Consider the following 19617-nt stretch of genomic DNA (forward strand, 5'->3'; position numbering starts at 1 on the left):
CCGTTGGTCAGGCCGGTGACGGTGCCGGTGGTGGCCGGCGGGGAGCCGGTGACGGTGGTGGGCGTCTGGGCGGTGGTTCCGGCATACGGGGTGATCGTGTATCGGGTGATCGCGCTGCCGCCGTTGGCGGGCGCGGTCCAGGACACGGTGGCCTGCTTGTCGCCGGCCGTGGCGGTCACGCCGGTCGGCGCGCCCGGGACAGTCGATGGCCCCGTCGTGGTGGAGAAGACCACGTCCACGTAGTAGCCCTCGGCTTGGTACGTGCTGTTGGGGAACCCGCTTGCGGTCCCGTAGCGATAGACGCCGTTCCCGCCGCTGACCCCGTCCTGAAGGGCATGCAGGGGAGGGTTGTCCACACCGGTGCTGAAGTAGTTGCTGTCCGCCGCGTAGTGCCCGGTAGGAGCCAAGTACGAGGCGACATAGATGGTTCCGGCGGCGACCGTCACCGGGGTGGCGAAGTTGACTTGCTGCCAGCCGGTGGCGGTCTCGTTCGTGAAGGTCGCGGACGCAAGTCGGGTCCCGGTCGAGGACCAGAGATTACCGATGTGGGTGCCGGTGTTGGCCGCGCCCTTGTAGAACCTGATGCCGGTGATCTGCCCGTTGACGTCGGACTTGAACTTGGTGCCGAGCTCGGTGGAGTTCACGTCTCCCTGATCTACCGTTTCGGGGACCGTCGAGGAGGACCAGATGGTGCACGGGGTGCAGGACACGGCCATCGGCGTCACGGCGCTGGAGGCCGCGGAGTCCGCGCCTGAGCCGACCGCGTTCGTGGCCGAGACCTTGAACGTGTACGCAGTGCCGTTGGTGAGGCCGGAAATGGTCGCCGTCGTGGCCGGCGGGTTCCCGGACACCGTGCTCGCGGCCTGCGCCGTCGTGCCGACATAGGGCGTGACGGTGTAGCCGGTGATGGGGCTGCCGCCGTCCGGTGGCACTGCCCAGGCCACAAGGGCTGAGGCGTTCCCGGGGCTGGCGGTGACGCTCGTAGGCGTCCCAGGCGCCGTCGCTGCGGCTGTGCTCCTGCTGAACAGCACGTCCACCCAATAGTTCGTGGCGCTGTCGGTCGACGTCGGGAAGGCACCGGCTGCACTATTCAGGAACAGGCCGTTGGTGGTTCCGTTGACGTTGCGCAAAGCGTGCAGGGGAGGGCTGTCCACCCACCCGTTGGAGTAGGGCCCGGGCGAGGGCGGCGGGTAGAAGTACGCCTCGTCCGCGGCCGTGTGACCGCGCGGCGCAAAGTACGAGACCACGTAGGTCACATTGGCGTTGACGGCCACGGGACTGGCAAAGGTCACCTGCTGCCATCCGCTCGCGCTCTCGTTGGCGAATGTCGCCGAAGCAAGCTTCGTCCCGGTCGCGGTCCAGAGGGTTCCCACATGCGTGCCGGTGTTGCCGGTGGACTTGTAGAAGCGAACGCCCGTCACGACACCCGACGCGTCGGACCGGAACTTGACCCCGACCTCGCGCGCTGTCGCACTGCCCGAGTCGGCCACGCCGGGGGAGGCGCCGACGCCCCAGATGGAGCACGTGCAGCCGATCGTGACCGGTACCCCCGCGGTGGGCGTCTCGAGGTTGCCGCTGTCATCGACTGCTCGCGACCTGATCGTCGTGCCAGGGTTGCCGTGCGCGACCCAGCTGAAGCTCCAGCTCGTCGTCCCCGTCGCCGGATGCCACGTCTTGCCGTCGTCGGTTGACACCTCGACGCCGGCGACGACGCCACCGCTGTCGGAGGCCGTTCCGGAGATGGTCAGCTTGCCACCGTCCCCGATGGTGGAACCGCTCGTCGGCGTCGTGACCGTGGAGGTGGGAGCAGTCGCGTCTGTGGACGCCGTGGCGACGGAGAGCCCACTGATCAGGGCATACGGCTGCGCACCCATGTCCGCGAAGAGGTTCACGGTGGCCTGCTGCATGACGGGGTCCGGTGTGGACGTCGGGTCGCCCAGGCCCCACGACCACTGCACGGTACCGGCGCCGAAGACGAGCGCGCCGCTCGGTGCCCGGTACAGCGTGAGGTTGTGCGTCGCGGTCTGAGGGGACTGCACCGTGCTCCCGTAGTCGGTGAAGATCTCCGCCGTGGTCGAGGTGGTCGACGACATCCGGAACAAGCCTGCTGGTCGGAAGCCGTTGTCGGCGTCCATGTCCCACTCGTATCCGAGCGACCCCACGCCCGGCGCGAGCGTGCGGGTCTGACCGGGCGCGAGATTCGCCACCGCAGTGTTCCGCCAGAAACGGAGCTTGGAGTACTGCGCCGGCACCTTGATGTCGGTGGTCCCCGAATTCACGATGAACTGCTGCCCCGTCAAGGCGTTCTGCGGGTTTCCGGCGTCGGCCGGGGGGCTGAAGCGCGGGTCCTGCCAGGTCCCGGTCCATGTCGGCGGGTCCTGCGGATCCACCGGACCGTTGTAGTGGGTCTCCTTGTAACAGACCAGGGTGCGGTTTGCCGTGCTGGTGCCGTCGATGCTCGCTTGGAAGCGTGTCTTCCAGAAGACCTCGTTCCCACTGAAGAAGGCGAGGCTCACGCCGGCGTCGCGGGCAGCCTCGACATTCGCACGTTGGGCGGCCGTCCAGTACTCGTCGTGGCCGACGGAGAGGAAGGCCTTGTGGTTGCGGAGCAAGGTGCCGCCGGCCGTGGTGCCGGTGTCCACGCCGCTGGTGTAGGCCACGTCGTAGCCGTTCGCCTCCAAGAACCGGATCATGGGGTACTCCGAGTACATGAGCCAGCTACGGCCGATGTCGTCGAGCGCTGTGTGGAACGGCCGGTTGTAGGACACCATCGACGCGCCCTTGTAGGTGTCCGGAGTGCCCAGGGGGCAGTTGACCGAACAGGAGTAGAGGCTGTTCCCTCCGTACGTGTTGTAGGCCTGCCACGTCTGGTCGGAGGTCTGGATGAGCAGGTCCGAGTGGCCCGCGTCATTGCGGACGATGAACGGGATGAGGCTCTCGCCGCCGGTGTCGTTGCGTACGAGGTGTGCGAGGTAGACGCCCGAGACGGCGGTGCTCGGCACGCTCCACGAGGCTGAGACCGCCCAGTTGCCGCAGTCGATGAGCCCGGTGTTGGCCTGCGTGAGGCAGGTGGGCTGGGTCTGGGGAAGAGTCGCCGACGGCAGCACGTTCGCAGCGACCTTGCGGGCGCCGTTGCCCTGGTAGAAGCCCATCCGCAGGATGTCGATGTGGTAGGCCCTGGCTGGGGTGCTCACCTTGAAGCTCACGGTGTCGCCCACGTTGACGCTCATCGAGGTGGCGAAGCCCTGGATCGTGGAGTCTCCGGCCCCGCTGACCTGCCAATCACTGGGTGCAGTGCCCGGAAGCGTGTTCTCGCAGGCGATGACGCTCACGACAGGGGGGCCGCACGGTCCCGCCGCCTCGGCAGACTGGGCCGAGATGGCGGTGATCGGGAGGAGGGCACCGAGCAGGCTCGCGACGACGAGTACCGCGGTGCGCGGCCGCCACAGACCACCGGAGCGACGTCTCGGCCGCCGGCCCGACACCTGGTGAGCGCGTTCGTCTCCAGCCGATGAGCGCATTGCTACCGCCTTCACCACCCCATGGCGCACAGAGGTGCGCCGCCCCCTGCCCCAGTTGCTTGGCGCGGCCTCGCGATCGGATCCCCCCAGTCGTCTTGCTGCGCTATCTGGGAGCGTAGATCGCGCGCCTGAGGACGCGGAGGCAAACACGTGAAGTTGCTCACGACCGACCACCTGGTGGCACCGGGCGTGAGACGCGCCACCGCACTCCGCGCCCGGTGTCGTCCCCACCCACGAGTAGCATGGCTGCGCGCCCGGCCCACTGCCCGGGGGCCCGTCCGACCAGGAGGAGCTGCGCCCTGTGAGCGATCAACGGCCGACCGCCGTGATCGTCCTCGCCGCCGGTGAGGGCACACGCATGAAGTCCGCGACCCCCAAGGTGCTCCACACGATCGGGGGTCGCAGTCTCGTGGCCCACGCGATCCGAGCGGCCCGGGGCACCAACCCCCACCACCTGGCCGTCGTCGTGCGCCACGAGCGCGACCGCGTCGCCGAACACGTGGCGCAGGTCGACCCAGATGCGGTGGTGGTCGACCAGGACGACCTGAAGGGCACCGGCCGCGCCGTCGAGTGCGCATTGGAGGCGCTGCCACCGGACCTGTCCGGCACCGTCGTCGTCACCTACGGCGACGTGCCGTTGCTGACGAGCGAGACCCTGGAGGGCCTCGTCGCCGCGCACCACGCCTGCGGCAACGCCGTCACGCTGATCACGGCGACGCTGGACGACCCGACCGGCTACGGCCGCGTCATCCGCGACGCCGAGGGGTCGGTCTCGGCGATCGTCGAGCAGAAGGACGCCGACGAGGCGCAGCGCACGATCCGCGAGGTCAACAGCGGATTGTATGCGTTCGACGTGGCCGTCCTGCGGTCTGCCTTGGCGCAGGTGGGCATCGACAACGCGCAGGGCGAGAAGTACCTCACCGACGTCGTGGCCATCGCGCGCGGGCGGGGCATGGCCGTGCGGGCACACCTCGTCGCAGACCTGTGGCAGACCGAGGGTGTCAACGACAAGGTGCAGCTCGCGCGCCTGGGCGCCGAGCTCAACCGGCGCATCGTCGAGCAGGCGATGCGCGACGGGGCGATCGTTATCGACCCGGCCACGACGTGGCTCGATGCCGACGTGACGATCGGTCCTGACACCGTCGTGAACCCGGGCACCCAGATCCTCGGTGCGAGCACCATCGGGCGCGACTGCGTCATCGGCCCCGACACGACCCTGACCGACGTCGAGGTCGGTGACGGCGCGAGCGTCGTGCGTACCCAGGGCGAGCTGGCCGAGATCGGGTCCGGCGCGACCGTCGGGCCCTTCTCCTACCTCCGCCCTGGCACGCGTCTCGGCGCGAAGGGCAAGATCGGCGGCTTCGTCGAGACGAAGAACGCCGACATCGGCGCAGGTGCCAAGGTGCCGCACCTGAGCTACTGCGGCGACGCCACGATCGGCGAGGGCGCCAACATCGGGGCCGGCACGATCTTCGCCAACTACGACGGCGTCACCAAGGGGCATACGAACGTCGGCGCGCACAGCTTCGTCGGCAGCAACTCGGTCATCGTCGCGCCGCGCACGATCGCCGACGGTGCCTACGTCGCGGCCGGCTCGGCGGTCGTCAGCGACGTCGGACCGGGTCAGCTCGCGGTGACCCGCGCGCAGCAGCGCAACGTCGACGGCTGGGTCGCCCGCCGCCGGGCGGGTACCAGGACGGACGAGGCGGCACGCGCGGCCGCGCCGGACGGGCGGCCGGTGGCGCCACCGACCACCGGGCACGCCACCGAGCACGCCCCCGAGCACGCCCCCGAGACGAAGGACGCCCGAGGATGAGCGGCATCAACAAGACCACCGAGAAGCACCTGATGGTCTTCTCCGGCCGAGCGCACCCGCAGCTCGCGCAGGAGGTTGCCAAGGAGCTCGGCACCGACCTCGTCCCGACCTCGGCCTATGACTTCGCGAACGGCGAGATCTACGTGCGCTACGAGGAGTCGGTGCGTGGCTCGGACGCGTTCGTCATCCAGAGCCACACCGCTCCGATCAACGAGTGGATCATGGAGCAGCTCATCATGATCGACGCGCTCAAGCGTGCCTCGGCCCAGCGGATCACCGTGGTGCTGCCCTTCTACGGCTACGCCCGCCAGGACAAGAAGCACCGCGGCCGCGAGCCGATCTCGGCCCGCCTGATGGCCGACCTCTTCCGGACCGCGGGCGCCGACCGGCTGATGGCGATCGACCTGCACACCGCGCAGATCCAGGGCTTCTTCGACGGCCCGGTCGACCACCTCATGGCGATGCCGATCCTCGCCGACTACGTCGGCAAGAAGTACGGTCACCTCGACCTCGCGGTCGTCTCGCCCGACGCCGGCCGGATCAAGGTCGCCGAGGACTGGAGCTCGCGTCTCGGCGGGGCCCCGCTGGCCTTCATCCACAAGACGCGCGACATCAACCGGCCCAACGAGGTCGTCGCCAACCGTGTCGTCGGTGAGATCAAGGGCCGCACCTGCGTGCTCGTCGACGACATGATCGACACCGCCGGCACGATCACCAAGGCCGCCGACGCCCTCATGGAGCAGGGTGCGGACGGGGTCATCATCGCCGCGACGCACGCGATCCTCTCGGGGCCGGCCGTCGACCGCCTCAAGGCGTGCCGGGTCGAGGAGGTCATCGTCACGAACACCCTGCCCATCCCCGACGACCGCCGCTTCGACAAGCTCGAGGTCCTCTCGATCGCCCCGCTCGTCTCCATGGCGATCAAGGAGGTCTTCGAGGACGGCTCGGTCACGAGCCTCTTCGACGGAAAGGCCTGACGCCCGGAACTCACGGCCGTGGGCGGCCTGCGCCCCGAGTAGGCCCCGAGGACCGGAGCGGCTGCGTCCGGCGTGCGCCCGTGCGAGGGATTGCCTACGCCCGTCAGGGGCGGGCTGCCTGTCGGGCGCGGTACGCGGCGGTGTGCGCTCGGGCCGCGCAGCCGCCCTCGCAGAAGCGGCGCGAGCGGTTGCGCGAGAGGTCGACGACCACGTCGTCGCAGTCCTCGGCCTCGCACACCCGCATCCGGGCCAGCTCGCCCGCCCGCACCACGTCGATGACGGCGATGGCGGCCTCGACGGCCATCCGCCGGGGCAGAGGCGCCTCGGCCGGGGTGGCGTGCACGTGCCAGCCGATGCCGTCGTGGTCGACGAGCTGCGGCACTGCACGAGCTTCGGCCAGCAGGTCGTTGACGAGCTCGACGACGCCGGCCTCGTCGAGCTCCCAGAAGCCGCGCAGCCGGGGCCGCAGCGCGCGAACCGCCTCGAGCTCGGCGGCGTCGCGGTCGAACCGTCCGGTCCACTCCTGCTCGAGGTAGAGCGTCCGTAGCTCGTCCAGTGTCGTCAGCCGGTCGGGGTCCGCGTCGCCCGGTACGGAACCCGGCATCGTGTTGACGAGAGCGGCGGCGCTAGCGAGCGCCACGCTAGTGTCATGGGTGAACAGCACGTTGACTCCTGACCAGAGAATAGCTACCGTCATGAGTCTAATCAGTTTTGGTGCTGACAGGTCGTGCCGGTAGAGCGGGCAGCATGTCGGTGGGGAGTCGGGCGGTCGTCATGGTGGAGCGCGTTGAGCGGGTGGACCATGTCGGCAGCGGGACCGCGGCCCCGCGGGTCTCCGCCGGCGCCCTCGGCGAAGTGGGTTTCGAGACGCACGAGGCGAGCGCGTCCAGGCCGGTCCGCCACCCCTTGGCCGGGCTCGGGCTGGCGCTCGTGTCGGCCGCGGCCTTTGCGACCTCAGGGGCGTTCGGCAAGTCGCTCCTCGTCGGCGGCTGGTCGCCGGGCGCTGTCGTGACGATGCGCATCACCCTCGCCGCCCTTGTCCTGGTGGGGCCCGCCCTCTGGTCACTGCGCGGCCGCTGGGCGGCCTTGCGTCGCAACGTCTGTGTGGTCGTCGGCTACGGCCTCACCGGCGTGGCCGGCTGCCAGCTGGCCTACTTCAACGCGGTGACCCACCTCTCCGTCGGGGTCGCCCTCCTGCTGGAGTACCTCGCCCCGGTGCTCATCGTCGGCTGGCTGTGGCTGCGACACCGCCAGGCGCCACGCCGGCTGACCGTGGCCGGCGTGGCGCTCGCCGTGGTCGGCCTGCTCCTCGTCCTGGACGTCGTGGGAGGGGCCAGTGTCAGCCTCGTCGGCGTCCTCTGGGGTCTGGGTGCGGCCGTCTGCCTCGTGCTCTACTTCCTGCTCGCCGATCACGTCGATGACGACGTCCCGCCGCTGGCCCTCGCCGGTGGAGGTCTGGCCGTCGGGGCGCTGTCGCTCGGTCTCGCGGGCCTGGTCGGCGTGCTCGACATGACTCGCGGTGCCGCCCGCGTGCCGCTGGGCGGCGTCCTCGTGGACTGGTGGGTCCCCGTGCTCGTCATCGCCATCGTGGCCGCCGCCTTCGCATACGTCACCGGCATCGCCGCCGTACGAGTGCTCGGGGCCAAGGTCGCGTCGTTCGTCGCCCTCACCGAGGTGCTCTTCGCCGTGCTCTTCGCCTGGATCGTCCTCGCGGAGCTGCCGACGCCGGTCCAGCTCGCCGGCGGGCTACTCATCGTGGGGGGGCTCGTGGCGGTACGCGCCGACGAGCTCGGCGGCCCCGGGGCCGGAGCGGGCGGTGACGACGAGGAGCCGCCGCTGACCCGGCCGTGTCCCATCCCCTGAGGGGGTGGCCGCCTACGCTGGCGGTATGCGCCGGCGCACCGGTGCGGTCCCGGTCCTGGCCGCCGTCCTGCTCCTGACCGGCTGCGTGACCTCGTCGGGGGAGGCGACGGGCGTCGGCCCCGTCCCCTCCGTCTCCGCGACGCCATCCGCATCCGGGGTCGGCACCTCGGTGCACCTCACGGCGGCCGGCGACTACGGCGAGGACCCAGCCTTGGCGGGCGGCGTGCTCGACGCGCTCGGCCGCGCCGGCCAGCAGGCGCACCTCGCGCTCGGCGACCTGTCCTACGGCAAGCCGGGCGGGGAGGGGCACTGGTGCGACTTCGTCACGGCACGCATACGGCCTGGTCTCCCCTTCGAGCTCGTCTCGGGCAACCACGAGAGCAACGGCCCGAACGGCAACATCGACGCGTTCGCCGCGTGCCTGCCCAACCGGGTGCCCGGCCTGGTCGGCACCTACGGTCGCGAGTACTACGTCGATCTTCCCCGGGACGCCCCGCTCGTCCGGGTCGTCATGGTGTCACCCGGCCTCACCTTCGAGGACAGGCCCTGGGACTACGCCAGGGGGTCCGCGCACTACGACTGGACCGCGAGGGCGATCGACGGGGCGCGTAGCAGCGGGATTCCGTGGGTCGTCGTGGGCATGCACAAGCCCTGCCTGTCGATCGGCAAGTACGCCTGCGACATCGGCGCCGACCTGCTGCACCTGCTCGTCGACCGGCGGGTCGACCTCGTGCTCTCCGGTCACGAGCACCTCTACCAGCGCACCAAGCAGCTGGCGGAGGGGCCGGGGTGCGTGCGCGTCGCCATCGACGCCTTCCGCCTCGGTTGCGTCGTCGACCGAGGGCAGAGGCTCTCGGCCGGAGCCGGCACCGTCTTCGTCACCGCGGGCACCGGCGGCGCGGCGCTGCGACCTGCGTCGAGGACCGACCCCGAGGCCGGCTACTTCACGGCTAGTGCGTACGGTTCACCCGCCCACGGCTACCTGGACGTGCGCGCCACCCGGACCGAGCTAAGAGTCTCCTTCGTGCGCAGCAGTGACGGCAGCACGGCTGACAGCTTCCTCATGTCGCGCTGAGGGATCCAAGGATCCGACGGACACGAAGAACTGACCGGCGCGGAAAGACCGGATCCGGCATTCGCGTCCGTCTCTCCGTGTCTGCATGTCAGGCTGTCAGCGACAGTTTGGCGCGTAGCCGCATAGGGGAACGTCGACGCGTGTCCGGGGTCGATACGAGGTGGGCCTATGACCGCAACACAATCAGTCCGAGGCGTGCCACGTCGCGGGCGCGAGATCGCCATGGCACAGCCGTGGTTCGACGAACGTGAGGTCGTCGCAGCTGCGGCTGTCGTGCAGTCGGGGTGGGTGACACAAGGCGCCCACGTCATCGAGTTCGAGGCTGCAGTCGCTGACATCGTCCAAGCCGAGCACGCGGTGGCGGTGTCAAACTGCACGACCGCCCTACACCTCGGCATGGTCGCCCACGGCATCGGGCCCGGCGACGACGTCGTCGTCCCATCCCTGTCCTTTGTGGCGACCGCCAACTCCATCCGCTACGTCGGTGCTCGGCCGGTCTTCGCTGACGTGGAACCCGTTCATCACAACATCACGGCGGCGACGGTCGAGGCCGCACTGACCCCGGCCACCAAAGCCGTCATCGTCGTCGATCAGTACGGCACACCGGCGGACATCGAGCCGATCAGGACGCTCGCGCACGAACGCGGCATCGCGGTCATCGAGGATGCGGCATGTGCACTGGGCAGCACCTATCACGGTCAACCGGTGGGCAAGGACAGCCATTACGCCGCATTCTCGTTCCACCCGCGCAAGCTGCTCGTGACGGGGGAGGGAGGCATGATCACCACTCCTGACGGCGATCTCGCCGAGCGACTCCGGCGGCTACGCCAGCACGGAATGACGGCCAGCCCTTTCGAGCGCCACCACTCCGGTCGTCCGGTCGTCGAGCAGTACGTCGAGACCGGATACAACTACCGACTCACGGACATCCAGGCCGCGATCGGTGTCGTCCAGGCGACGAAGCTTCCCATCATGGTGCGCCGCAGGCGTCAGCTCGCCGAGGGTTACCACGAGTTGCTCGGCGGCATTCCAGGTCTGAAGATGGCCGCCGACCCGCCGCACGGACGCGCGAATTACCAGACGTTTTGGGTGCTCCTCCCTGACGACTTCCCAGTCTCGTCGGCCGAGCTCCTCGAGATCTTGAAGCACCATGGCGTCAATGCCCGGCACGGCGTCACCTGTGCTCACCGGGAACCAGCGTTCGATGACCTCGAGCCGGTTTCTCTTCCCGTCTCGGAGCGCATCACCCGCCAGTCGGTTCTGCTGCCGATGTTTCACCTCCTGACCGAACTCGACCAGGAACGCATAGCGGACGTCATCTGGGGGGCCTGGTCCAAGCCGAACACCTTCAGGGAGTGACGCGATGCTTTCCAGGGAACAATCGGACCGCCGGTACTACTGGCCCACCGAGTCGCTCATCACCACATCGGGGTGGGAACCGAACGCGATGGGCACGGCGCTGTGGCGACGAATGCCAGAGGCGGCCGAGGATGTGGCGGCCGACAGCCGGTGGCCATCGTTCTTCCCGTCGCCGATCTGTCTGGTCACCACGGGCGACGATGACGGCGTGGCTCTGGAGAAGGTTGTCGGGCCATCGATCGTCAACCGTTTCCCTTACGTCGTGGCGCTCAGCTTCTGCAAAGACGACCTGTCGGAGCGGCACTACGCGAGGTCCATGTTCTGCAAGCGGCTCGAGTCCAGCGGCAAGGCCGTGGTCCAGTTCATTGCGCCCGGCGAACGACTTGATGCGGCGATGCGAGCCATTGCCGACGTGCCCGACGGCGCGACTGACTCGCGCGTGGCTGCTGCGGGTCTTGCCACGCGGCCGGCGGTCAGCCAGCCAACACCGATGTTCGAGGACGCCTTCATGGCATATGAGGCCGAGCTCGTGTCCCCGACCTTCGACTGGGAGGGTGCATCGCTCTTCGGCCAGCCATGGACCGACATCGGCAGCCACCGCGTGTACTACCTCAAGATCACGACGATCCAGCTCCGTGAGGACATTGCGCGTGGGGAGAACCAGGTGCGGTGGCGCAGCCTGCCGACCTTCAGCCCCTCAGGAGAGCTCCCGGGCCTGCGCCCGACTATGACGCCTACCGGCGGCTACCTGAAGGGTTACACAGCCAACTACGCATTCCCAGCGGCGGGCACCATCGCCTTCGAAGCGGACTACTTTGAGCATGGGATGGCCGTGAAGCACCTGGCCGAGGAGACGATCGCAGGCAACGACGACTCGAGATGGCCATGCTTCTTTCCGCAGTCCGCCGGGATCATCACGAGCCGCTCCTCAGGTGGGCTTGAAAACGTGATGCCATGCGGCTCGACCACCATCGTCAGCCGCCAACCACTGGTCATCTCCCCTTGCATCTCCTATGCGGCGGTGAACGAGCGCTATGCCCCCCGAGCGTCACTTGACGCCATCCTCGACTCGGGCTGGTTCGGGTGTGGCGTCCCGTACGCAGATGACGCGATCGTCAAGGCCATCAGGTACAGCGGCAACACGTCCCTACGTAACGACGTCACAAAGCTGCTGAACGCGGGATTCAACGTGGAGCCCGGCGGGCGCGCGCCGATCATCAGCGACCTCCCCGTCTTCTATGAGTGTCGTGTCGTCGGACACCAGCGACTCGGGACGCACGTGATCATCTTCGGTGAAGTCCAGCGGATCCGAGTCAGGGCTGACGTCACGCCGGAGAACCCGCTCGAGTGGTGTCCTTGGTCAGACCCCGTGCCGATCGGCGACGGGGACCGCGTGAAGGCGCACTGATGGAGAGCGAGCCCTGCTCGGCCTCTGAGTCGACCATGGTGGCGTCGTCGGCCTTCATCGGCCCGGGCGTCGAGCTTGGTGTGGGCGTCTCGGTGGGGCCCTACGCAGTTCTCGTCGGCCCAACGCGCGTGGGTGATCACGTGCGTATCGGCGCAGGCACGCACGTCGGTGGCGCTCCAGAGATCGCATCGCTTCGCCAGAACGATGCCTGGAGCGGGGACCTCGATCACCAGGAGATCGTGATCGGCGATCACAGCGTTCTGCGTGACCACGTCGTCGTACATCACGGCAGTGTGCGCCCCACCGTGATCGGCGAACACTGCTGGATCTTCAGCAACACCTATGTCGCCCATGACGTGGTCATCGGCGACTGCGTGACGCTGTCAGCAGGTGTGGCCTTGGGCGGCCACGTCACGGTGCGCCGGAGCGCCAACCTGGGACTCAATGTCAGTGTCCATCAGCGCCGATCGGTCGGGGCCCTGGCGATGGTGGGCATGGGGACTCCGGTGACGCGGGACGTGCCTCCGTTCGCGACCGTGTACGGCGTCCCGGCCCGGGTGCACCGAGTGAACGGCTTCGGCATGACGCGTTCCGGCGTCGCGCAGAGGGACGTCGCCGCCGTCGAGCGGCTCTATGGCAGGGGCTCCGCCGATGGGTCGGTTGACGGCATCTCGGCCACCGTGGCCGCCGAGCTCGACTGGTGGCGCATGCTCCTCGACCGGCAGCCGATGGCGTTCGCGACGGCCGTCAACGGCAACTGAGTTGGTGGGGGTGGCCACCCGGCCGGCGCGAAAGCCCGAGGACAGTCCCGTAGCCACCCCGATGGGTTTTCGAGGTCCCTCCCGAACCCGCTGCGAACCCGCCCAGTGCCTCATTCCGGGGTCAGCGCACGACGGCAGGGGACCAAGCCTTCGGGATGAGCAAGATCGGCGAACCGGTGCCGTCGACCGGCACGACCCACACGTTGCTCTCGGCCCCCGCCGTGCCCTCGCCCGGCACGCCGTAGAGGATGTGCTGGTCATCGAGCCACTCGACCTGGTCGTCGACGCTGCGGCTCTCGTTCACCTTCACCTCACGACGGGACGCGAGGTCGAGGACCGCAAGACGCCAGTCGCCCGCCGCCCGGTTTCCGCGCTTCTTGTAGGCGACCTTCGTGCCGTCCGGCGAGAGCGACGGGCACTCAGCATCGGCACGCAACGTCACCACCGTGCGGGCCGACAGGGAGCCCCGGGCGAGCCACGTCTGTCCGCCGAAGGCCACGGTGACGTAGAAGGTGTCGTCGTCGGGCGCGAAGGTGACGCCCCAGAAGTTGCGCTCCGGTGGGGCGATCCGCCGCCCCTCGTGCAGGAGCGTGAACGTCTCGAGGTCCTGACTCGACCGATCCCGGAGGTGCGTGACCACGGTGCGCGTGGAGAAGTTGACCGCGGTGTAGGAGTCGCCGGAGACGAAGCTCGTCGTGGCTGCGAGTGTCGCGTCTCGGGACAGCCGGGCCCGGCTCGGACTGCCCGTGAGCGGGATCTGCTGGGAGGGGCCGCCCGTCGCGGAGAGCACCTTCGCGGAGTAGGTGTTCACGAACCCGAGCGCCGAAGCGAGGCAGAGCGTCGCCGTGCGGGTTGCGAAGACGCGGTCGCAGGACTGGTCGACGAATGCCCGTCCGGCTGCCGGCGCCGAGACCGGCACCATGGCGACGCGCCCGTAGTCAGGTCCGATCGCCGTGTTGCGGAAGACGATGTGGGGAACCGACGCGACCGCAGTGGGGGCCACGGTGGCCTGGCGAGGGGTTGCGGCGGACACTGCCAGCCGGTCGCTTCGCGCCCAGAGCACGTATGCCGTCGCGCCGGCGACCGTGAGGGCCGCGACCACCGCGAAGGCCATGAGGCGGGTGCGGGTTGTCATCGCACGATCTCCCCGTCGCGACCGCGCAGCCGCTGGAAGATGGCCCACGACGCGACGACTGCCGAAGCCAGGAGCACCGCGAAGACCAGCGTTGCGGTGCTCCGGCCCGCTTGGACCCAGAGGAAGCCAAACCCGATCGAGGCCACGAAACGTCCGGCCGCTGTCGCGGTCTGGGTCGTGGCCAGGGACACTGCCCGCAGTGAGACGGGCGCCAGAGCGCTCGTCAGCGCGGACAGCACCCCATCGGTCGCTGCATAGAAGGCCCCGAGCGCCATGATGCAGGCCACCGTCGTCCCTAGTCCGCCGGCGGGCCCGGCGGCACAGACGTAGGCGGCCAGGAGCAGCAGGTGGCCACCGACGAAGAGCCGGGCTCGACCTATCCGGTCGGCCACGCGTCCCATCGGGACGGCCAGAGCCAAGTAGACGACGTTCGTCCCCACGAACAGCAGGGGGAAGTACTGGGCGGCGAAGTCGTCACGCTGCTGCAGGGAGAGGTAGAGGAATCCGTCGCTGACCGTGAGCGCGCCCAGAAGGGCGGCAACCGCGACGACGCGGCGCAGCCCTGCCTCCTTCAGCTGGCGCAACGAAGGCCGGGCCGGCCTCGCGGTTGGGAAGGCTGCCGCCCGACGGGGCCGCACGTCGGGCACCACCAGCGCGAGCAGGGCCACCCCGATGAGCCCGCACGCGAAGGACACCACGATCACCGACGTGTAGCCGGCGGGAGTGACCGCCAGGAGCGCGTATGCGAGCACCGGGCCGATGACCGCACCCACCGTGTCGAGCGCTCGATGGACCCCGAATGCACGACCGAGGATCTCGCGCGGCGTGACAGCAGCGATGATGGCGTCCCGCGGCGCGGTGCGGATGCCCTTGCCGACCCGGTCCGCGGTGATGACGGCCGCGAGGGCACCGAAGCCCTGGATCGGCAGCAGGGCGAGCTTGCTCACCATCGAGAGTGCGTACCCGAGCAGCGCCACCCACTTCGGTCGGTCGGCGACGTCAGAGACCCAGCCGGAGGCGATCCGCACGAGGGCGGTCACGCCGTAGTACATGCTGTCGATCACCCCGTAGGCGAAGGGCGACATCCCCAGAACCACCGTGACGTACAGGGGCAGGATGGCGCTCAACGACTCGGAGGAGATGTCCGTGACGAGGCTGACAAGCCCCACGAGAACGACCGTGCGCCCGACGCGGGCAGTGCTCGACGGCGGACGTCGCCCGACCCGCCCACCGGACGCAGCGAGGGCTTTCTGGGCTTCCAGGCCCGGGCGGTCGGACAGGTACATGGGCGGTCCTCGGTCAAGTGGATGTGGCACGCCGGCGGCCGGTTCCTCGCCGTCAGGGTAGGCGAGGCCCGGCGGTCCACGTGCGATTTCGCGGACTTCCCAGCCTCCGGTAGCATCGATGGAGTTGCCTCGGCGAGGGACGGTGCACGGCTGCCACGGCAGGGCGTGACGAGGTCCGTGATCGACGCGGTGGCCTGACGTGGAGCTCTCCACGGTCGGGTTCGCCTCTGCGTGCGGACCACACGACCTTCCTGCTCCGTCACTGCCGATCACCGCGCGTCGTCCCGCGTCGAGGCCGACCACCACTGAGACCGCCTCATCCGAGATACCCAGGAGACCCCCGTGTCTGACAACGCCAAGCTCGTCGCAGAGAAGCGCACCGACTTCGGCAAGGGCGCCGCGCGCAAGATCCGCCGCGCCGGCGCCATCCCAGCCGTCATGTACGGCCACGGCACCGAGCCCGTGCACATCTCGCTGCCGGGCCACGACACGATGATGGCGCTCAAGCAGGCCAACGCTCTGCTCACGATCGTGATCGACGGCAACGAGCAGCTCGCCCTCGCCAAGGACGTCCAGCGCGACGCCATCAAGCCGGTCATCGACCACGTCGACCTCGTCGTCGTCCGCAAGGGCGAGAAGGTCACCGTCGACGTCGCCGTGCACCTCGAGGGCGAGGCCGCCCCCGAGACCGTCGTCACGCTCGACCACAACACCCTGCAGGTCGAGGCGCTCGCCACGAACATCCCCGAGAACGTCGTCGTCTCGGTCGAGGGCCTGCAGGCCGGCACGCAGATCCTCGCCGGCGCCGTCGACCTGCCCGAGGGCGCGACGCTCGTCACCGACGCCGAGGCGCTCGTCGTCAACGTCACCGCGGCCATCACCGCCGAGGCCCTGGAGGCCGAGCTCGCCGAGGCCGAGGCCGAGGCCGGCATCGAGCGCGAGGAGTCCGACGAGGAGACCGTGTCCGCCGAGGGCGGCACCGAGCCCGCCGGGGACGAGTCGGCCGCCGGGGGCGACCAGGCCTAGCCGCAGCACCACCCGTGGCGCCCCGGCGCCACATCAGGACGTACACGGGCCCCGTCCGAGCTCCGGCTCGGCGGGGCCCGTGCCCACATCCGTCCCCCACCCACCTGAGCACTCATCGAGGACCGCATGGACACCTGGCTCGTCGTCGGGCTCGGCAACCCCGGGCCGGGATACGCGGGTAACCGGCACAACGTCGGCGCCATGACAGTCGAGGAGATCGCCGGTCGAGGTGTCGGGGGCCGCGCGACCTTCAAAACGCACAAGGCCGCTCGGGCGCGAGTGGCCGAGACGCGCCTGCGGGTCGGGGGCCCCAAGGTGGTCCTCGCGGTGCCGTCCCTGTTCATGAACGAGTCCGGCTCCGCCGTCGCCGGCCTCGCAAAGTATTACGACGTGCCCGTCGACCACGTCGTCGTGCTCCACGACGAGCTCGACATCGACGCCGGGCTGGTCCGCCTCAAGCTCGGCGGCGGCGAGGGCGGCCATAACGGCCTGCGCTCGGTGTCGCGCTCCCTGGGCACTCGCGACTACCTCCGGGTGCGTCTCGGCATCGGCCGGCCTCCGGGCCGGCAGGACCCCGCCGACTTCGTGCTCAAGGACTTCTCCAAGGCCGAGCGCACCGAGGTCCTGCCCTTCCTGCTCGACGAGGGCGCCGACGCGGTCGAGGCGCTCATCGACGTGGGGCTTCTCGACGCGCAGCAGCGGTTCCACGCCCCGCGCTGAGCGCGCCCTCGGACTGCCCGGCCACCGCCCTCCGTCGCAGCTACGGCATCCCACGCGACCACCGGCACCGGACTGGATCACCCAATCGACCATTGGCCGACGAGGCGGTCGCGGCTCTTGTCCAAGCGCGGTATGCGGTCGCCGCGATATCAACGTCGGTGAACGCGTGACGCCCGCGGGCGGCACAAGCGCCGAGTCAGAACTGAAGGCATCGTGCCGATGTGGGTCCCGAACTCGCGTCATGGCGCGGCCTCACGGACAGGTGCCCCAGGCGTTCGTTTCGCCTTCCTCGGCGCGCGAACGGGGCTGGGGACTGCAGGACTGCGCCATCAACGGATCTTCCGCCCGCACCGGCCCGAGAACCGGTGCTAGGCGGGAGTCGGACGCAGCTACGCCCGAACGTCCTCAAGGCTGTATGTGATCCATGGTCAGCTGGTCGATTCGCGTGTTCAGGGCAGCGATCTTTTCCCAGAGGTCGATCCTGCGAAGCCCCAGCGACATCTTCGAGCTGTTCAACACAGTGGCGGCCGGGCCCGTGGCTGCGGCCACGCGGACCTGCTTGACCCGAAGGACGCCGTCCCCAGTGAGGATGTCGGTCCATCCCTCGGATCTCGACCATTCCACCACCCGGCCGGGGATCCGCCCGACGAACACCTTGTCCGTTGGGGACGGCTCCGCTTCCAGGATCGAGACTCGTTCCAGACCGAGGAACGTGAACGCGTCCGGATACGGAAAGCCGAGGGCGCGTACCACGGCGTCGATGTCGCGGGTTGACCCCGACCAGTCGATCTCACCGTCAGCGGGCAGCCGCTGACAACCGTAGGTCGCCTGCGCCTGGTCCTGCGGATCACCGAGGTCTCCCCCGAGCCGGCGATCGACCGCGCGCGGCAGGATGTCGCCTTGGAGGACGTTCAGCCGGTCGTAGAGCGTGCTGATGTTCTCCCGCGGTCCGATGCGAACGTGTTCCTGCGCCAGCACGTCACCCGCGTCCACGCCCGGGGCCATCGAGTGGACGGTCACGGCCGCATGTGACTCGTGGTTGATGATCGCCCAATTGACGTTCGCCCGTCCGCGATACCGGGGAAGCGGCGAGTAGTGGACGTTGACGAAGGGGCACAGGGCCAGGACGTCGTCGAAGAGAATCCGGTTGTAGGACGAGACGACGACGCAGTCGGGTGTGTACGTCTCAACCAGGTCGGCGACACGCGAGGGAGCCTCGACTCTTTGCACGGGGATGCCCGAGCGTCGCGCGTGTGCTGCGACGTCGTCGTCGTCGTCCCGCACGAGCGCGACCACGTCATAGTGTTGGAACAGGCTGTCAAGGGCTGTTCGGGTCGTCGGTCCATAGCCCATCAACATGATGCGGGCCCTCGGTGAGCTAGAGCTCATCGAGAAACTCCAGGTCGAAGGCCGTCCGTTGCGCCGGTGGTGTCAGCAGGACCGAGCCGACCTTGAGGCCACCTGCCTGCAGTCTGATGACCGCTTCTGGTCCTGGCTGGTCTGGAAGGATGGCCATGTGGCCCGCGGCCGGACCGGTGACCGGCCAGTAACGGAGTCCCGCTGCGTCCAGCGATCCTCTATCGATGTCGCCCCAGAACTGCACCAGGACAGTCTCCGGCCACGTCCTGGCGATCCACTGCACCTCTGCCGGAGTCAGCACCGATGACCCGGTTGGCGTCCTGGACACGAGAACGAAGTCTGGGTCGAAAGCCGGCTCGATTGCCGCAAGCGACCTTGTCGACCGGACCACCGCTCCGGCGGCTGACAGGCCCTCCTCGAGGTAGGCATCGAAGGGGTTGTCGCACATGACGACGATGCGAGTGTTCCGGACGCAGGTCCCGGCATCGAAGAGCAGTTTCAGTGCCATGGTCCCGAGATACGAGAAGACATCGACCAAGGGATGCCGCTCGTTAGTGCCGGCGACCCGGATACCGCGGCCCACGGCCTCCTCCAGTGCCAAGTCGAAACGGCCGGCTTGGATCTCCCAGGCCTCGAACATCAGGGGAATGACGGCCGTCGATCGCATCAGCCCTATCAGCTCGCGGTCGATCGGCCTCACGTGCCCGCTGTTCGTCACCACGTCGGCGTGCGCGATCACCGAGGTCGGACTGTCGGTCCGCACCTCGATGCGCTCCATCACGCCTGCCTCGATGGCAAGCGCGCGGGTCTGCCGGACCACCTCCGCGACAGAGCCGTGCCGCGTGGATCGAGTGAAGGCGTAGACATGCGAGGCTCCCGCCATGGCGGCGATGACCGGCGTGACGGCGTAGGCGCCGGTCGCAGCTTCGGTCACGACGACGGCGCCGTCCAGGTTGATCCGCATGTCGGCAACCGACGCCGTGGCAAGGTGAACGAGTCGTCTCACGTCCATGCCCGGCAAGGTCGCACCGGGCGACAGGTCAGGGGCCACGTCGGCAGCTTTCATCCTGGCTCACCTCGTCTCTCGGGCATCATTCTCACCAGGGATCTCACCGCGTGTCCGCCGAATCCTCGAACGACAGACGGTTCATCCCGCGCGTCCCTCCACGCATCCGTTCGCCGACCTAGACCTTTCCAAATCTCGTACAAGCCCTGGAAGGTCGTGTTGAATCGAGGTCACTGGCTCGGTGCGAAGTCGGAAAGTCCCTGACGTGATGGGGCCGGATGACGCGGCCCGGGGCGACCTGGGGG

Annotated in this window: 15 protein-coding genes; 9 read left to right on the top strand and 6 right to left on the bottom strand. The window is 69.0% G+C overall.

Annotated elements, in window-relative coordinates; genetic code table 11:
• The coding region (locus AC3WRT_RS19735; protein ID WP_492724975.1) for a N,N-dimethylformamidase beta subunit family domain-containing protein at nucleotides 1-3521 on the bottom strand (3521 nt) is incomplete at its 3' end.
• 301 nt (nucleotides 3522-3822) lie between these two features.
• Here AC3WRT_RS19735 and glmU point away from each other — a divergent pair.
• A complete protein-coding gene (gene glmU / locus AC3WRT_RS19740; protein ID WP_492724976.1) occupies nucleotides 3823-5337 on the top strand; it encodes a bifunctional UDP-N-acetylglucosamine diphosphorylase/glucosamine-1-phosphate N-acetyltransferase GlmU in 1515 nt (504 codons plus the stop codon).
• Nucleotides 5334-6314, top strand: coding sequence for a ribose-phosphate diphosphokinase (locus AC3WRT_RS19745; RefSeq protein WP_492724977.1), 981 nt, complete (start codon nucleotides 5334-5336; stop codon nucleotides 6312-6314). Before glmU ends, AC3WRT_RS19745 begins: the two co-directional genes overlap by 4 nt.
• A 103-nt stretch (nucleotides 6315-6417) precedes the next feature.
• On the opposite strand, the gene AC3WRT_RS19750 is transcribed toward AC3WRT_RS19745, so the two are convergent.
• Nucleotides 6418-6978 (bottom strand): CGNR zinc finger domain-containing protein, encoded by a 561-nt coding sequence (locus tag AC3WRT_RS19750; RefSeq protein ID WP_492724979.1) that lies wholly within the window; start codon nucleotides 6976-6978, stop codon nucleotides 6418-6420.
• A gap of 83 nt (nucleotides 6979-7061) precedes the next feature.
• Between AC3WRT_RS19750 and AC3WRT_RS19755 the strand changes: the two genes are divergently transcribed.
• The 5 genes from AC3WRT_RS19755 to AC3WRT_RS19775 all read left to right on the top strand — a co-directional run bounded on the left by AC3WRT_RS19755 (nucleotide 7062) and on the right by AC3WRT_RS19775 (nucleotide 12780).
• On the top strand, nucleotides 7062-8177 hold the full coding sequence (locus AC3WRT_RS19755) for an EamA family transporter (protein ID WP_492724981.1): 1116 nt from the start codon (nucleotides 7062-7064) through the stop codon (nucleotides 8175-8177).
• Between the two features lie 25 nt (nucleotides 8178-8202).
• Complete coding sequence (locus AC3WRT_RS19760; protein WP_492724983.1) at nucleotides 8203-9252, top strand: metallophosphoesterase; 1050 nt, start codon at nucleotides 8203-8205, stop codon at nucleotides 9250-9252.
• Nucleotides 9253-9420: 168 nt separating this feature from the next.
• Nucleotides 9421-10611: a DegT/DnrJ/EryC1/StrS family aminotransferase gene (locus AC3WRT_RS19765; protein WP_492724985.1), complete on the top strand. Its 1191-nt coding sequence runs from the start codon at nucleotides 9421-9423 to the stop codon at nucleotides 10609-10611.
• A gap of 4 nt (nucleotides 10612-10615) precedes the next feature.
• Nucleotides 10616-12019 (top strand): flavin reductase, encoded by a 1404-nt coding sequence (locus AC3WRT_RS19770; protein WP_492724986.1) that lies wholly within the window; start codon nucleotides 10616-10618, stop codon nucleotides 12017-12019.
• A complete protein-coding gene (locus AC3WRT_RS19775) occupies nucleotides 12019-12780 on the top strand; it encodes an acyl-ACP--UDP-N- acetylglucosamine O-acyltransferase (RefSeq protein ID WP_492724988.1) in 762 nt (253 codons plus the stop codon). Before AC3WRT_RS19770 ends, AC3WRT_RS19775 begins: the two co-directional genes overlap by 1 nt.
• Nucleotides 12781-12901: 121 nt before the next feature.
• Here AC3WRT_RS19775 and AC3WRT_RS19780 read toward each other — a convergent pair whose 3' ends face one another.
• On the bottom strand, nucleotides 12902-13915 hold the full coding sequence (locus AC3WRT_RS19780; protein WP_492724990.1) for a TolB-like translocation protein: 1014 nt from the start codon (nucleotides 13913-13915) through the stop codon (nucleotides 12902-12904).
• On the bottom strand, nucleotides 13912-15201 hold the full coding sequence (locus AC3WRT_RS19785; protein WP_492724992.1) for an MFS transporter: 1290 nt from the start codon (nucleotides 15199-15201) through the stop codon (nucleotides 13912-13914). Before AC3WRT_RS19785 ends, AC3WRT_RS19780 begins: the two co-directional genes overlap by 4 nt.
• A 342-nt stretch (nucleotides 15202-15543) precedes the next feature.
• On the opposite strand from AC3WRT_RS19785, the gene AC3WRT_RS19790 reads away from it, so the two are divergent.
• Both AC3WRT_RS19790 and pth read left to right on the top strand, forming a co-directional pair.
• On the top strand, nucleotides 15544-16227 hold the full coding sequence (locus AC3WRT_RS19790) for a 50S ribosomal protein L25/general stress protein Ctc (RefSeq protein ID WP_492724994.1): 684 nt from the start codon (nucleotides 15544-15546) through the stop codon (nucleotides 16225-16227).
• Between the two features lie 126 nt (nucleotides 16228-16353).
• Nucleotides 16354-16947, top strand: coding sequence for an aminoacyl-tRNA hydrolase (pth, locus tag AC3WRT_RS19795; RefSeq protein ID WP_492724996.1), 594 nt, complete (start codon nucleotides 16354-16356; stop codon nucleotides 16945-16947).
• Nucleotides 16948-17352: 405 nt separating this feature from the next.
• Here pth and AC3WRT_RS19800 read toward each other — a convergent pair whose 3' ends face one another.
• Together AC3WRT_RS19800 and AC3WRT_RS19805 are read right to left on the bottom strand one after the other, a co-directional pair.
• Nucleotides 17353-18306, bottom strand: coding sequence for a methionyl-tRNA formyltransferase (locus tag AC3WRT_RS19800; protein WP_492724998.1), 954 nt, complete (start codon nucleotides 18304-18306; stop codon nucleotides 17353-17355).
• Nucleotides 18307-18325: 19 nt separating this feature from the next.
• Nucleotides 18326-19372 carry a hypothetical protein gene (locus AC3WRT_RS19805; RefSeq protein WP_492725000.1) on the bottom strand — a complete coding sequence of 349 codons (1047 nt, stop codon included), beginning with the start codon at nucleotides 19370-19372 and terminating at the stop codon, nucleotides 18326-18328.
• Between the last annotated feature and the right edge of the window lie 245 nt (nucleotides 19373-19617).

The organism is Terrabacter sp. FW104-15G4B, assembly GCF_058790095.1.

What these genes read in the sequence shown, in the direction of transcription:
- AC3WRT_RS19775 (WP_492724988.1), top strand. Translation starts at nt 12,019, where the DNA reads ATGGAGAGCGAGCCCTGCTCGGCCTCTGAGTCGACCATGGTGGCGTCG.
- AC3WRT_RS19765 (WP_492724985.1), top strand. Translation starts at nt 9,421, where the DNA reads ATGACCGCAACACAATCAGTCCGAGGCGTGCCACGTCGCGGGCGCGAG.
- AC3WRT_RS19770 (WP_492724986.1), top strand. Translation starts at nt 10,616, where the DNA reads ATGCTTTCCAGGGAACAATCGGACCGCCGGTACTACTGGCCCACCGAG.
- pth (WP_492724996.1), top strand. Translation starts at nt 16,354, where the DNA reads ATGGACACCTGGCTCGTCGTCGGGCTCGGCAACCCCGGGCCGGGATAC.
- AC3WRT_RS19745 (WP_492724977.1), top strand. Translation starts at nt 5,334, where the DNA reads ATGAGCGGCATCAACAAGACCACCGAGAAGCACCTGATGGTCTTCTCC.
- AC3WRT_RS19780 (WP_492724990.1), bottom strand. Translation starts at nt 13,915, where the DNA reads ATGACAACCCGCACCCGCCTCATGGCCTTCGCGGTGGTCGCGGCCCTC.
- AC3WRT_RS19800 (WP_492724998.1), bottom strand. Translation starts at nt 18,306, where the DNA reads ATGTTGATGGGCTATGGACCGACGACCCGAACAGCCCTTGACAGCCTG.
- AC3WRT_RS19805 (WP_492725000.1), bottom strand. Translation starts at nt 19,372, where the DNA reads ATGAAAGCTGCCGACGTGGCCCCTGACCTGTCGCCCGGTGCGACCTTG.
- AC3WRT_RS19785 (WP_492724992.1), bottom strand. Translation starts at nt 15,201, where the DNA reads ATGTACCTGTCCGACCGCCCGGGCCTGGAAGCCCAGAAAGCCCTCGCT.
- AC3WRT_RS19760 (WP_492724983.1), top strand. Translation starts at nt 8,203, where the DNA reads ATGCGCCGGCGCACCGGTGCGGTCCCGGTCCTGGCCGCCGTCCTGCTC.
- AC3WRT_RS19755 (WP_492724981.1), top strand. Translation starts at nt 7,062, where the DNA reads ATGTCGGTGGGGAGTCGGGCGGTCGTCATGGTGGAGCGCGTTGAGCGG.